The organism is Pseudoalteromonas rubra (assembly GCF_004212645.1).
Taxonomy (GTDB): Bacteria; Pseudomonadota; Gammaproteobacteria; order Enterobacterales; family Alteromonadaceae; genus Pseudoalteromonas; species Pseudoalteromonas rubra_G.
In genome coordinates, this window is the sequence record NZ_PPUZ01000036.1 from 84924 (window position 1) to 98189 (window position 13266).

Genomic DNA, 13266 nt, shown 5'->3' on the forward strand with positions numbered 1-13266 from the left:
AAGCAAAAGTGAGCCGTTAATTGCCTTAGATCAAAGAGAAATTGCGGCGGCCTTGGCCAGTTCATCAATATCCAAAATGGTGATGAATTTGCCTTCTACTTTGATGATGTCTGCCTTTTGAAAGCGACTCAACAGGCGGCTGATGGTTTCAACGGTCAGCCCCAGATAATTGCCAATTTCGCCTCGGGTCATGGTAAAGCGGAACTCTTTACGCGAGAAGCCACGTTCACCAAAGCGGTTCGACAGGTTGTAGATAAAAGTGGCCAGGCGCTCTTCTGCTGTTTTCTTATTAAGTAACAGCAACATCTCCTGATCGTAGTTAATCTCGCTACTCATCAGGCGCATGATCTGCTGTCTGAGCTTTGGCAGTTTGCCAGCCAGCTCGTCTAAGGTATCGAATGGGATTTCACAGACCATAGAGGTTTCCAGCGCCTGAGCAAAGCTTTGGTGCTGCATTTTATTGATGGCATCAAAGCCGACTAAGTCTCCGGCCAGGTGGAAACCGGTGATCTGTTCATCACCTTGCTCTGAAATAGTGTAGGACTTAAAAGACCCGGAGCGCACCGCAAAGATTGCGTTGAGCTCGCTACCGGACTCGAACAAAAAGTCCCCCTTATGCAGGGGTTTTTTACGCTCGATGATTTCATCCAGCTTATCCATTTCACTGCCGTTTAAAGAGAACGGCAGGCATAATTGGCTGATACTGCAGTTATTGCAGCTGATAGTACATTGACTTTTTGAACGATTATTTAAATCCATAACAAATCCGTTATCTATGACGCACGTTAATGACATTCTATTAGATGCGGTCATATTTTAATACTTGAACTTTGCGATACCTGATATTCGGGTATACAACTTACTAGCTGTGTTTTAGTAACTATAATCAGAAGTACTAAGCAACATGTTGATCAACTCTGGTCAAAAAACTCCCATTCTCTCACCAAAGCCAATGACTCTCATCTAATAGTATTACTGCGTCTAGATTAATGTACTAGTTTGTCCGTTGCAATGATTAGTAGATAAAAGCCATACCAAATAAAAATGTTGCCCAGCGCAATGCGTGTTGCCTTGTGATTTAAGAATGTATTGAGCAGCTGGGCGGTTTGGCCTACCGCTAACATGGCCGGAAAAGTACCCAATGCAAACGCGGCCATTGTGAGTGCACCGCTGATACTGCTGCTCGCCTGCAGGCTCCAGGTCAGTGCTGAATAGACCAGCCCACATGGCAACCAGCCCCATAAGGCACCGTATGCCAGGGCTTTAACCTTGCTGTCGATGGGGAGCAAGTATTTGTTGAGCTGCACCAGACGTTGCCAGAGCAGCCATTTTCCCGCTTTTTCCAGCCAATTCAACGTCGCAGCCAGGCGCATGACATAGATACCAACCAGCAGCATAAACACGCCGCTCATCACATTGAGTGTATTCGCAAACAACGTGCTTTGTTTGGCAAATGCCCCGCCGAGTCCGGCAACTAATGCGCCTGCCACCATATAGCTGCCTAATCTGCCGAGGTTATATAGCAGCGCAGTGACAAAAGGAGGCTGTTTGGTTTGAGCAAGTTGCAGGCTGGATGCGATACCGCCACACATCACCAGACAATGGCCGCTGCCAACCAGGCCCATTACAAAGGCGCTAAACAGGCTTATCTCGGTCATTACTTTTATTGTGTTGCTCTTTATCGTCTTCGAACAGAATGCTGTGGCCTTGCTTATTCAGATCAGAAAACTGCTCGCTTTTGACAGCCCAAAAAAACACCCCGATCGCGATGATGACAAACAAGATTGCGATGGGAATAAGGATATAAATAATACTCATAGCTTCAGTAACCTCAAAGAGTTAGTGATCACCAGAATCGAGCTCGCAGACATGCCAATGACGGCCACCCAGGGCGGCACCAATCCCATCGCGGCGAGCGGTAATATAGAGCCATTGTAACAGAGTGACAAAGTGAGGTTCTGTTTTATCACCGTTTTGGTTTTCTTCGCGACCTGATGCAGGGTTTGCAGTGATTTGAGGTCGCTGTTAAGCAACACGACATCGGCGGTATTTTTGGAAATATCAGCACCAGTTTCCATTGCAATGGATAAATGGGCACTGTTAAACACTGGGCTGTCGTTCACGCCATCACCGACCATGCCTACAACATGCTGCTGTGCTGACCAGGATTCGACCTGCTTTTGCTTATCCTGTGGGGAGCAGGCATTTTTGTATGTATCCAGTCCAAGCTCTAATGCTAAGTCTTTGACTGCATTGGAGCTGTCACCGCTGAGTAAATGGCAGCTCAGGCCTTGACCCTGCGCATAATTGATGATCTCAGGGGCACTGTTTCTGACTTTGTCTGCCAGATAGAAATCAGCAATGGGCTTGCCATCGACGAACAGGGTCGCCTGGGCAAAAGAACTATGATTGCCAAACCAGGCAGACTTACCGATGGCAATTTTTTGCTCGCCAAAACGGGCTTTAACACCACTGCCTGTGATGACTTCAACGTCACTCAGCTGTCTGGGGGGGACCACCAGTTCGGTAAATGCCTTGGCGATAGGGTGCTCTGAGTAGCGTTCAAGCGCAACAGCCAGTGCCATTACATCGGATTCCTGCCAGTTTTTATTAAGGACGCTGACCGACTCAATAGAGAAGCGCCCCTCGGTCAGAGTACCGGTTTTGTCAAAGGCCATTCTGGTCAGCTTAGGCACGGTTTCCAGCACATGGCTTTCTTTGATCAGTATTCCTTTTCGGGTCAGTGTGGCCACGGCGCATGTTAGCGCAGTCGGGATGGCCAGGCTCAGTGCACACGGGCAAGTTGCAACTAATACCGAGATGGTGACCCAAAACGCATGGGGTGGATCTATCTGATACCAGGCAACTGCAGTGATAGAGGCGAATATCAGCAGGCAAGCGACAAACCACTGGGCAACTTTGTCGGTAACTTCAACGATTTTAGGGCGTTTTGTCAGGGCATTGTGTTGCAGCTTAATGATTTGATTAAGCAGGGTGTTTTGACCCACTTTGTTGATTTCAATGGTGATCACCCCATCGTGGTTGATGGTGCCAGCATAGACTTGATGAGTTTGATACTTCTTAACAGGAAGGTGCTCACCTGTCATCATGGATTCGTCAACTGTGGTAGAGCCTGAGATCAATACGCCATCGGCCGGGATGGTTTCGCCGGGCTTGATCATGATTTGGTCGCTCAGTTTTAGGCTCTTTGCTGCGACGATTTTTTGCTCGCCATCGGGCAGTAACTGACGCGCGGTCAGTGGCAGCAGTTTTTGCAGGTTGGCTGTAAATTCACTGGCTTTTAGTCGGGCCCGAAACTCCAGGTACTTACCGAGCAAGAGCAAGAAGGTGAACATACAAATCGATTCAAAGTAGACTTCGCCAACCGACATCACAGTGGCGTAACAGCTTGCCGCATAGGCACCAAATATGGCCAGCGACACAGGCAAGTCCATATTGAGCTGCTTAGCTCTGAGGCCTTTGATGGCATTGGTCAAAAACGGCATGGCCGAGTACAGGATCACCGGAGAGGCTAAAAATAAACTGATCCAGCGGAAGTATTGTTCGAAATTGTCTTCCATGCCGGAAAACATGCCAAAATACATGGCAAACGCAAACATCATAACCTGCATGGTCATCAGGCCTGCCACGCCTAGTCGGCGTAAATAGGCTTTGGCTACGGTTTGCTTTTGCGCGGCTTCATCATCGGCCTGAAAAGGGTAGGCCTTGTAGCCAATCTGATGCAGTGACTTGATAATCTCACTGAGCTTACATTGCTGAGGGTGCCACAGGATCATGGCTCTGTGGGTTGACGTGTTAACATCAACCCGGGCAACGCCTCTAAGCCCGAGCAGTTGCTTCTCAATTAACCAGGCGCAGGCTGCGCAGCTTATGCCTTCAACACTGAGCAAAACTTCCTGCAATTCGCCTTGCTGGCTAACAAAATCCTGTTGAATGTCGGCATTGTCATAGCTCAACAGTTCTTTTAACTGCTCGGGTACCAGCTCTTCGACTTTGCCCGCACTGTCGGTACGAAATTTATAATAGTCGCTCATGCCCTGAGCGAGAATGGTCTCGGCGACCGCCTGACAGCCAGTGCAGCATACCGGCTGCGGCTGGCCTTCGAATTGTACATGAGCAGAAAACCCCGGCGGTACGGGCTCCAGACAATGAAAACAACTGCTTGTCATAGTGTCTACTTATATTCTGGAGAAATGGCGACTTTCTGTGTAGTGGGTAACTGAAGCTTCTCTTTAAGCTTCCAGCTTTGGTCCATAGGTTCAAGAAACACGGTAAATGCACCGTGATGTGGCTCATCCAGAATCGCAGTAAATTCACCGGATGCATTGGCCAGCAGGGTGACTTCAAAATCGTATTTCTTCACGGTACGGTGATAAAAAGATGCTTTGAGCGCGTTGACTTTGCTGTGATCGCCCTTGGTAAAGGTGAAGCTCACTCTGTCATCACTGACATCAATATCACCATGTAAATACAAAGCTTTGGCTTTATCGAACTTGCTGAGTTCAAGATTTATGGCTTTACCTTTTTTGTAGTAGTCGTCGACCACCATATCCGGGCCGTTACCGACAGCAAAGATCACTAAAAATACGCAGGCAATGATGGTAACCAGCGGAAAAAACATTAAAAACCAAGGCCAAAAATTCTTATACCAGGGAGTAGGGTTCATAACGACTCAACAGCTTAATTTCAGTGGCAATATTCTATCTTATTTGGGGGTAAATACCTAAAAAAAAGCCTCCGATTGGAGGCTTTTTTGATCTTAAATAAACTTATAATCTATTCGATTATTTCTCCTGAGAGAGGCTGTACACGTAAGCCGTTAGCAGGTGTACTTTGTCTTCGCCCAGAATGTCTTTCCACGCTGGCATCACACCGGCACGGCCGTGACGCAGTGTTTCTTCAACTGCACGTTGAGAGCCACCGTATAACCAGATGTTGTCGGTCAAGTCAGGCGCACCAAATGGCAGGTTATGGGCAACAGAGCCTTTACCGTCCATACCGTGACAGGCCGCACACATTGCGAACTTGGCTTGACCCGCAGCTGCATCTTTTTGATTCACTTTACGACCTGATAGGCTCAGTACGTATGCGGTCATTTCTTTGATACCCTGGTCACCCAGTGCATCTTGCCAACCTGGCATCGCAGCAACACGACCTTGCAGTAGTGTTTCTTTGATCTTGTCAGGCGTACCGCCGTACAACCAGTCGTTGTCTGTCAGGTTAGGGAAGCCCATTGCACCACGTGCATCCGAACCGTGACACTGAGCACAGTTTTGTGCAAACAGGCGCTGACCAATTTCAAGTGCTTTTTGGTCTTTTACCAGAGTTTCAATGTCTTGCTCAGCAAATGCTTTGAAGATAGGACCGAAACGCTCGTCAGCGGCTTCAAACTCTTTATCAAGTTGAACCCAGTGACCATTTGCTTTGGCTTCTTCAATTGCCTTTTTAGACTCTTCAAGAGACGTCACGCCCTGGTTAGAGCTCGTCCAGTTCAAAAAGCCTGCAAAGTTACCCAGGCCTGGGTAAGCAGCAAGATAGTAAACAGACCAGATAAATGTTGCGAAGAACATGTAAGTCCACCACTTTGGTAGTGGGTTGTTCAGTTCTTCGATTCCGTCAAACTCGTGACCACAACTTTCGCCTTCTTCAACACCTGTGTAGTTTTTCAGGTTCCAAAGCAGCAGGCCAAAGATCAGAGCCAGACACGCCAAGGTCAATACGATGACCCAAATACTCCAAAAGCTAGTCATTTTTCAGACTCCTTTTCCTCGTTTGAGATTGTGTTGTTGTGTTTCTTTTCATCTTCAAAGATGGCATTGGCAGCGTCATCAAAACGACGTTTGCTACGTTTGCTGTATGCCCACACAACAATCACTATGAACAGTACTAAAATTACCAGAGTCAAAATGCCTCTGTATGTGCCGTAATCCATAACAAATTACTTCAAATGTGTGCCAAGTTGCTGAAGGTAGGCAATCAGGGCTTCCATTTCGGTTTTGCCCTTTACTGCGGCTTCAGCACCTTGAATGTCCTCATCGGTGTAAGGCACACCGAAGTTACGGAACACTTCAAGTTTCTTAGCGGTTAATTGACCGTCCAATACATTCTCATTGAGCCAAGGGTAGCCAGGCATATTTGACTCAGGTACCACAGAGCGTGGATCCATTAAGTGGGCAAAGTGCCAGTCATCAGAATAACGTTGACCAACACGCGCCAGGTCTGGACCTGTACGCTTAGAGCCCCACTGGAACGGGTGATCCCAAACAGATTCACCAGCTACAGAGTAGTGACCATAACGCTCCACTTCATCACGGAATGGGCGGACCATCTGTGAGTGACAGTTGTAACAACCTTCACGTACATAGATGTCACGACCTTCCATTTCCAGTGCTGTGAGCGGGCGCAGGCCATCAACAGGCTGGGTAGTGTCTTTTTGGAACATCAGCGGTGTGATCTCAACGAGCGCACCGAAGCTGATGGCAAAAACCGTCAGGATAGCCATCAGGCCAACGTTCTTTTCGACGATTTCATGTTTATTTGTAGAGTTATTATTGCTCATACTCGACACCCCTTAAGCCATTCGCGTGTTAGCTTCAGTGGTCAAAGAGCCACTCTTAGCTGCCACTGTACGGTAGACGTTGTAAGCCATTACCAGCATACCAACCACGATGAATACACCGCCCAGGAATCGCATGATATAGAAAGGCTTAGACGCTTCAAGCGACTGTACGAAGCTGTACATCAAAGTACCGTCAGAGTTAACTGCACGCCACATCAGACCTTGCATTACACCTGAGATCCACATTGCTACGATGTACAGAACAACACCAACAGTGTGTAACCAGAAGTGAGTGTTAACCAGTTTAACGCTGTACATGTTAGCGTGACCAAATAGTGCAGGGATCAGGTGGTAGATAGCACCGATAGAGATCATTGCAACCCAACCCAGAGCGCCTGAGTGTACGTGGCCAACAGTCCAGTCAGTGTAGTGTGACAACGCGTTTACAGATTTGATTGCCATCATTGGGCCTTCGAAGGTAGACATACCGTAGAAAGACAGAGAAACAACCAGGAAACGCAGTACAGGGTCAGTACGCAGTTTGTGCCATGCGCCAGACAGCGTCATGATACCGTTGATCATACCACCCCAAGAAGGCACAAACAGGATCACTGACATCACCATACCCAGAGACTGAGTCCAGTCAGGTAGTGCGGTGTAGTGAAGGTGGTGAGGACCTGCCCAAATATACAGAGAAACCAGTGCCCAGAAGTGAACAACCGATAAACGGTAAGAGTAAACAGGGCGACCTGCTTGCTTAGGCACGAAGTAGTACATCATACCCAGGAAGCCGGCAGTCAGAAGGAAGCCTACCGCGTTGTGACCATACCACCACTGAACCATAGCATCTACTGCACCCGCATAGATAGAGTATGACTTAGTCAGAGATACAGGTACTGCCATGCTGTTAACAATGTGCAGCACTGCAACTGTAATGATGAAGCCTGCATAGAACCAGTTAGCAACATAGATATGAGACACTTTACGCTTGATCAGTGTGCCGAAGAACACGACTGCATAGGTGACCCAAACAACAGCAATTGCAATATCGATTGGCCACTCAAGTTCAGCATATTCTTTAGAAGATGTGATACCTAATGGCAAAGTGATGGCTGCTGAAAGAATGATTGCCTGCCAGCCCCAGAAAGTGAAAGCGGCTAGCTTGTCAGAGAATAAACGCGTCTGACACGTGCGCTGTACAACATAGTAAGATGTTGCAAATAGTGCACTTGTACCAAATGCGAAGATTACTGCGTTCGTGTGTAACGGACGAAGTCGAGAGTAAGTTAACCATGGAATGTCGAAGTTTAACGCAGGCCACGCAAGTTGCGCCGCGATAAATACACCTACACCCATGCCAACGATGCCCCAAATCACTGTCATTATAGCGAATTGGCGTACAACCTTATAATTGTACTCAGTTTGTGATGCTACTGTTTGGCTCATTTTCTGGATTCCGCTGCAATTAATGCGATTAGAAATGATTAACCTGTAATACAGGCCCTGTTTTTTTATTTCAACAAACCCGCTTGAGTCACATCCCGTGGAACAAAACTCTCACCAGCTTGAGAAACCCTTATTTTTGCAAGGAAATAATAATTTTTTTGCAAACGAAAAGATACTACAAACACCTAAAATAATGACATCAATCAAACTTTGTACGAGTCATTTGTTTAATGAGTACGCGAATTGCGCAATATCAAAACAAATTGCAAAACTTAACGCCAAAGGCTGGTCGAAAAGAGCGATTCCACATACACTGAACGTCTTTTCAAGATGTCACACACTAAGCATTATGCAGAAAACTCGCACACTACCTGGTGTTTTTTTAGTCACTTTCCTGACGGCCTGTTCAGACCCGAGTACTATTATACATGAAAGTTCAGAAAAAAGTGAAAGTTCGCAAACTTCCTTGAATTGTGTTGCCACTTCGCCTTGTACAAACCAAGGTGTTGCACTTTGGAGCTCATCGACACTCTTAGCGCCGGAAGCGCCATTTGAGGTGTTTCTGGAGACTCAAAACCCTGAATTTGAAATAAAGTCAGCCTGGCTTGAGGGAAAGACTATGTATATGGGAAAAATCCCCATTTTCTTCAGCCACCAGCAGGCTGCTTTGTGGTCATCAGAAGTAATGGTCGGGGCATGTAGTGACCCAGTCATGGAGTGGCAGCTCACCATAGAACTGGTCAGCAAGCCGGCATCAAAGTTAGGTGACAAAACTGTCACATTTAGCCTGTACACTTCTCAGAAGTGATCTATTACTTTTGAATGATCTTACTTGGCGTTTCATGTTCGTTTACAAACCCACTCAATTTTGCATGACTTTGTTAAGCAATTTGACTATATTTAACCAAACCGCACATAAAGCGATAACAGAATACCCAATTGGCCAAGAGTCTCGTTTGACAAAACACTCACACAGGCGAATAACTACATAAAAGAACAGAACGCAAGCTATTTAAGGAGACATCTAGTGGCAAAGCGCACAACAAAAATACTCACACCCGTGGCAGCATCCATCGCTTTGAGTTTGGGCCTTTCAGGCTGTAGCCTCTTCGATGATGACGATAACAATGTCCCTGTTAAACCAACCAATCCATCAGTTGAGGGAAGCGTCAATGCCAATTTCAATGTGTCTATCTCGGGAAAGGCCGTAAAAGGCACGCTTAGTGGCGCAATGATTAGTGTCAAGACAGTGGATGCGCAAGGTAACAAGGTCGATTTAGCATACCGTACTCAGGCCGGTGAGGAGTCCGCAACTGAAACTGCCGAAACAGAAGAAGCGGCAAAAGCCAAGGCTAGTGCCAAACTTATTAGCGCTAACCCTGCTGAGCTAAAAACCACATCCAATGGTTTCTATGAAATATTTGTCGACGAAAACTTCTCCGGTCCTGTTTACATCACTGTAACCACGACTAAAGAGGGTGATGCGCTTGTTAAGTGTGACGCGTTTGCCGGTTGTGGTGCTGGCTCGGCTGTGAAGGTCGATGATGGCTCCGTCTTCAAAGAAAATGGCAAGATTGATTTTGGGGAATGGTATAAAGACGATCTGGAGCTTTCAGTAGTTAAACTGATCACGCCAGCTTCATCAGACAGTGCGACCACGGCTAAGCGCGGACCGTCATTTGCTGACGGTGATGATGGTTTTTACAGAGCAAACTTGTCGGTATTTACCTCTACAGCAGCGCGCATATTGTTAGGTGCCGGCAATGCAATTGATGCCGCTTCCGTCGGTGCTGCCAGTACCCAAGTTATCCAACAGCTTGTCGGTGACGTTAGCTTGGTTGCAGCGCTTGCGAATGATTTATCATTAGGTGGTGCAATTGACTTTACGAGTGTCGATGGCAGTGAAAAGCTCGACGCAGGTGCCCTGGTATTGATCCAGGTTGCCTCGTCATTGCAATCTTTAGCCGGTAAAGAAGGCCGCGCTCTGGGAGAGGTTTTGACTGAGCTATCAGCCGATGTTGAAACCGGTAATTTGGCGAATAGCCAGACATTTACTCGCCTTAAAGATGAAGCCAAAAAAGCAGGGAATGTCTTAAGCGCCATTGTTTCGGGCGATCAGGCGGCTATCAAAGCTGCGTTAATCGATGCTGGTGTTTCTGAAGAGGACATAGATGACGTTGCAACAGATATTAAGAGTGCGGTAGATACCGCGGTCAATAATGGCGCAACATCGGAAGACGACTTGAAAGATGACATCGATACAGTCGTAGATCAACTTGACGATATTGGTAATGGCGATGCTTCCTCAGACAAACAAAGCGAAGCGATACTGGCCAGTGTTGAAGCCAGCCAAACCGCGCTTGAAGGTAGCGATACGACATTAGCAGGGTTTGCCACATCACTTGAAACCGTCAAGGCACTGGGTGCTGACTTGTCTACAAAAGAAAAGGCCGTTGAGTATGGTGCCGCTGCTGCAGTGTTGAATACACAGTTTACAGCAGCAATCGACGTTGACGCGGATGGTGATAACCTGGGTAAGCTGTTGTCCAGAGAATTTGCAACGGCCGAGCAGCTGGTTTCAGCAGCGACGCAGCTTGTGACGCAAAATGCCAAATACCAGCCAACCTTAGATCAGGCAAATGCTTTATTGACGCAAGTTACCGCATTGATTGCACAAAAAGACCAACTAAGCGCCGACATTGCGACTGAGCTGGCGGCAGCCAATACTAAAATTGAAGAGTTTGGTGCCGCTCTTGATGCTGCTAAGAAAGCGTCAGATGATAGCCTTGTTGCCGCCAACAATGACAAGCAAGCTGCTGACGAGAAAAGAGCGGTGTTTGAAACACAGCTGCTGGTTGCACAGGCCGCCGTAAGAGCGATAACCGATCAAGACTCTGCTGCATCAGCCTTGTCAGAATTGAGTAAAGCGCAGACGGCGCTTATGGAATCGGTAACGGCGTACCAAAGTGCTGAGACCTCTGCCAACACAGCATTGACATTAGCAAATGCCTATAAGGCCGAAGCTCTAAACCAGAATGAACCAACAGACAGCGCAGACCAAGCGATTGGGGAAGCGAATACACTGATTGAAGACGCAAAGGCAGCATTAATCAGCCTTGATGTCGCAGACAGCCAATTGAGCATTGATTCAAATACTGCTTTAGGTAAACAAGGGTCTGACAAACTGGTCAATATTAGCTTTGTGACTAAAGAAGGTGCCGATGCAGCTTTCAATGCCGGTGAAATCATCTACGATGTGATGAAAGACATTTGGGATTCGGGTCTGGACTCGGGCAATCACTCAGGCACGGCACCAAATTTCCCTGACTGGACCTACAGTTATGATACAGATACCTATGCGCTTAGCCTTGAAAATACGAAGGGTGATGAAAAACTAGCAGCAAACGGACAGGTTAATTCGGGTGCTCAGAGTAAGATCCTGTTTACCTGGTCTGGTTATATGACTGCTGACTCTGGGCAGAAAGTAGCAATAACGTCACCTGACTTAGCTGAATGTGAGCGTTGGGCTATCGACGCCATAGACATGCCAAATGCTTCGTGTTCTGTTTTATATGTTGAAGGCAGCATCCAAAAAGTTGAAGATGCGAGAGATTTTGATGTCTCACGTGGTAAGACATTCAACTTAGTCGAGTTTGTCGACGGACCATACGGCTTTAACGGGCATTTCTATTCTGAGCTAACTGCCGTAGATCAGCAAGGCAACCCGTCACCTTTGTTTGTTAACAATACAACAGAGCTGGCTTCTATCGAGTTGAAAGGCATGTCGGAAGGGACTGCATTTACAGCCCATTTTGATATTCGTAACGAAGACGACAACGATGACCTGGGTATGGCAAAAGTGTCGATTGACAACTTCAATGGTTATGTTTTCGATGTCAGCCTGATCGATGGTGAAGGGCCCTTGTTAGGCAACGTGTCGCTCAACAATGATACAAATGTTCCGGTTCATGTTGGTAACGTCGAGGAAATAACGAATGGTTTCCGTATCGACTATATCAACGGAGAGTCAATCGAATACACAGATATTGATTTTTTAGGCCAGTCCAATAACTAAAGCGGGTCTAGATTTAAGAGGGGGAAAGTCAATCTTTCCCCTTTTTTTGTTAAAAGTGAAGTTTATGAAACTAAAAAGAATCTCTCCATTAGTCCTGATTTGTGCTCTGCCTCAGGCTAAGGGAGCTTATGCAACTACCAACGATATCGAGTTAATTCACCAATTTCACAGTGAGATATATACCGAGGCACAACCGGTTAAAGCGTTTGTTGATGATTTTGACAAGCCTTTAACAGAAGGGGACAGTGCCTTTACCTACAATGTATTTGAACTGGGTGTGAAGTACAAAGGTATTGGCCTGGGCGCACAAAGTCGTTTCGACTATTTACTGGCTTTTGATCCGGATACCGCACTGTATACGCACACAGAGAAAAATGACCTGCCATTTGAAAAGCGCAATTACCGCTACTACTTATGGGGCAGGCAGGCAACAACTAATGGTGTGTTCTTAAGCTATGATTTTGAACTGCTGGATAAAGCTCTGGTTATCACGCCAAAATTTACTTACTTCAAAAGTACGCACTTTCAGGATGCGCGGGTAGATGGCACAATCTTTGGTGATGAGGTCGAAGGAAAGCTGGAGGCCGAGTATTACTTTTCTAAAGACATTTTGTTTAAATCATTTACACCAACGGAAAACCCAGAGGGAGATGGTTACAGTTTTGACTTGGCTTTTAGCTGGCAGATCACACCTGATCTAAGCGTGTGGGCGGCAGGTAAAGACTTGATGTATGAAACAAAGTACGAAGGCGCTGGATTTGTTAACGGCTTCACCACCGATATCCCCTTTTCTGAGCGAGAAGATGGTATAGACACCACTCCCTCTGTCAGACTGCGTACCTCTGCTTATGATCAAGAAATAGAATACACCTTTGAGCGGGATGCTAGATACTATCTGGGCGTGAAATACCGCATCAATAATCATTTCTCTACGACACTAAAAGCACGCAAGTATATTGATGATGCGTTCGTTCAGGCCACCGTTTCCTATCATTTTGGAGAAAGCTGGGAGCTGTTTGGTGGGTATGAAACACATAGTGAGGCTGTTGAGTTAGGTATTAAAACTCGCTACGCAGGTATCTCTGTGAAAATGGACAATCCTGATATTGAAGATGCGCATTATGTGAATTTGAATTGGTTTCTTAACCTGGCATTTTAGGGGATA

12 protein-coding genes are annotated in these 13266 nt (G+C 46.6%); 3 read left to right on the forward strand and 9 right to left on the reverse strand.

What is annotated here, in order from left to right; all coding sequences use genetic code 11:
* Nucleotides 1-30: 30 nt before the first annotated feature.
* The 9 genes from C3B51_RS13685 to ccoN all read right to left on the reverse strand — a co-directional run bounded on the left by C3B51_RS13685 (nt 31) and on the right by ccoN (nt 8026).
* Complete coding sequence (locus tag C3B51_RS13685) at nt 31-759, reverse strand: FNR family transcription factor (RefSeq protein WP_125719408.1); 729 nt, start codon at nt 757-759, stop codon at nt 31-33.
* Between the two features lie 227 nt (nt 760-986).
* Nucleotides 987-1658 carry a sulfite exporter TauE/SafE family protein gene (locus C3B51_RS13690; protein ID WP_130245387.1) on the reverse strand — a complete coding sequence of 224 codons (672 nt, stop codon included), beginning with the start codon at nt 1656-1658 and terminating at the stop codon, nt 987-989.
* Nucleotides 1636-1818, reverse strand: coding sequence for a cbb3-type cytochrome oxidase assembly protein CcoS (ccoS, locus tag C3B51_RS13695; protein WP_054013844.1), 183 nt, complete (start codon nt 1816-1818; stop codon nt 1636-1638). Before ccoS ends, C3B51_RS13690 begins: the two co-directional genes overlap by 23 nt.
* Nucleotides 1815-4190 (reverse strand): heavy metal translocating P-type ATPase, encoded by a 2376-nt coding sequence (locus tag C3B51_RS13700; protein ID WP_130245388.1) that lies wholly within the window; start codon nt 4188-4190, stop codon nt 1815-1817. Before C3B51_RS13700 ends, ccoS begins: the two co-directional genes overlap by 4 nt.
* Nucleotides 4191-4195: 5 nt before the next feature.
* A complete protein-coding gene (locus tag C3B51_RS13705; RefSeq protein WP_125719414.1) occupies nt 4196-4687 on the reverse strand; it encodes a FixH family protein in 492 nt (163 codons plus the stop codon).
* 118 nt (nt 4688-4805) lie between these two features.
* Nucleotides 4806-5771, reverse strand: coding sequence for a cytochrome-c oxidase, cbb3-type subunit III (gene ccoP / locus C3B51_RS13710; RefSeq protein WP_046003242.1), 966 nt, complete (start codon nt 5769-5771; stop codon nt 4806-4808).
* Nucleotides 5768-5953, reverse strand: a complete 186-nt coding sequence (locus C3B51_RS13715; protein WP_010373992.1) for a cbb3-type cytochrome oxidase subunit 3 — start codon at nt 5951-5953, stop codon at nt 5768-5770. The genes ccoP and C3B51_RS13715 overlap by 4 nt, the downstream gene beginning before the upstream one ends.
* Before the next feature lie 6 nt (nt 5954-5959).
* Nucleotides 5960-6580, reverse strand: a complete 621-nt coding sequence (gene ccoO / locus C3B51_RS13720; RefSeq protein ID WP_046003241.1) for a cytochrome-c oxidase, cbb3-type subunit II — start codon at nt 6578-6580, stop codon at nt 5960-5962.
* A 12-nt stretch (nt 6581-6592) separates the two neighbouring features.
* Entirely contained in the window at nt 6593-8026 is a 1434-nt protein-coding gene (ccoN, locus tag C3B51_RS13725; RefSeq protein ID WP_130245389.1) for a cytochrome-c oxidase, cbb3-type subunit I, read from the reverse strand.
* A 97-nt stretch (nt 8027-8123) separates the two neighbouring features.
* Between ccoN and C3B51_RS13730 the strand changes: the two genes are divergently transcribed.
* From C3B51_RS13730 to C3B51_RS13740, 3 genes are all read left to right on the forward strand, one after another.
* Nucleotides 8124-8834: a hypothetical protein gene (locus tag C3B51_RS13730; protein WP_130245390.1), complete on the forward strand. Its 711-nt coding sequence runs from the start codon at nt 8124-8126 to the stop codon at nt 8832-8834.
* A 219-nt stretch (nt 8835-9053) separates the two neighbouring features.
* Complete coding sequence (locus C3B51_RS13735) at nt 9054-12101, forward strand: hypothetical protein (RefSeq protein ID WP_130245391.1); 3048 nt, start codon at nt 9054-9056, stop codon at nt 12099-12101.
* Nucleotides 12102-12165: 64 nt separating this feature from the next.
* The gene (locus tag C3B51_RS13740) at nt 12166-13260 is read left to right on the forward strand and encodes a hypothetical protein (protein ID WP_125719422.1); all 1095 of its coding nucleotides are present in this window, start codon (nt 12166-12168) and stop codon (nt 13258-13260) included.
* Nucleotides 13261-13266 lie beyond the last annotated feature (6 nt).

Coding starts and splice junctions, on each gene's coding strand:
- ccoO (WP_046003241.1), bottom strand. CDS start 6,580: ATGAGCAATAATAACTCTACAAATAAACATGAAATCGTCGAAAAGAAC.
- C3B51_RS13700 (WP_130245388.1), bottom strand. CDS start 4,190: ATGACAAGCAGTTGTTTTCATTGTCTGGAGCCCGTACCGCCGGGGTTT.
- C3B51_RS13705 (WP_125719414.1), bottom strand. CDS start 4,687: ATGAACCCTACTCCCTGGTATAAGAATTTTTGGCCTTGGTTTTTAATG.
- C3B51_RS13685 (WP_125719408.1), bottom strand. CDS start 759: ATGGATTTAAATAATCGTTCAAAAAGTCAATGTACTATCAGCTGCAAT.
- C3B51_RS13740 (WP_125719422.1), top strand. CDS start 12,166: ATGAAACTAAAAAGAATCTCTCCATTAGTCCTGATTTGTGCTCTGCCT.
- ccoS (WP_054013844.1), bottom strand. CDS start 1,818: ATGAGTATTATTTATATCCTTATTCCCATCGCAATCTTGTTTGTCATC.
- ccoP (WP_046003242.1), bottom strand. CDS start 5,771: ATGACTAGCTTTTGGAGTATTTGGGTCATCGTATTGACCTTGGCGTGT.
- C3B51_RS13690 (WP_130245387.1), bottom strand. CDS start 1,658: ATGACCGAGATAAGCCTGTTTAGCGCCTTTGTAATGGGCCTGGTTGGC.
- ccoN (WP_130245389.1), bottom strand. CDS start 8,026: ATGAGCCAAACAGTAGCATCACAAACTGAGTACAATTATAAGGTTGTA.
- C3B51_RS13715 (WP_010373992.1), bottom strand. CDS start 5,953: ATGGATTACGGCACATACAGAGGCATTTTGACTCTGGTAATTTTAGTA.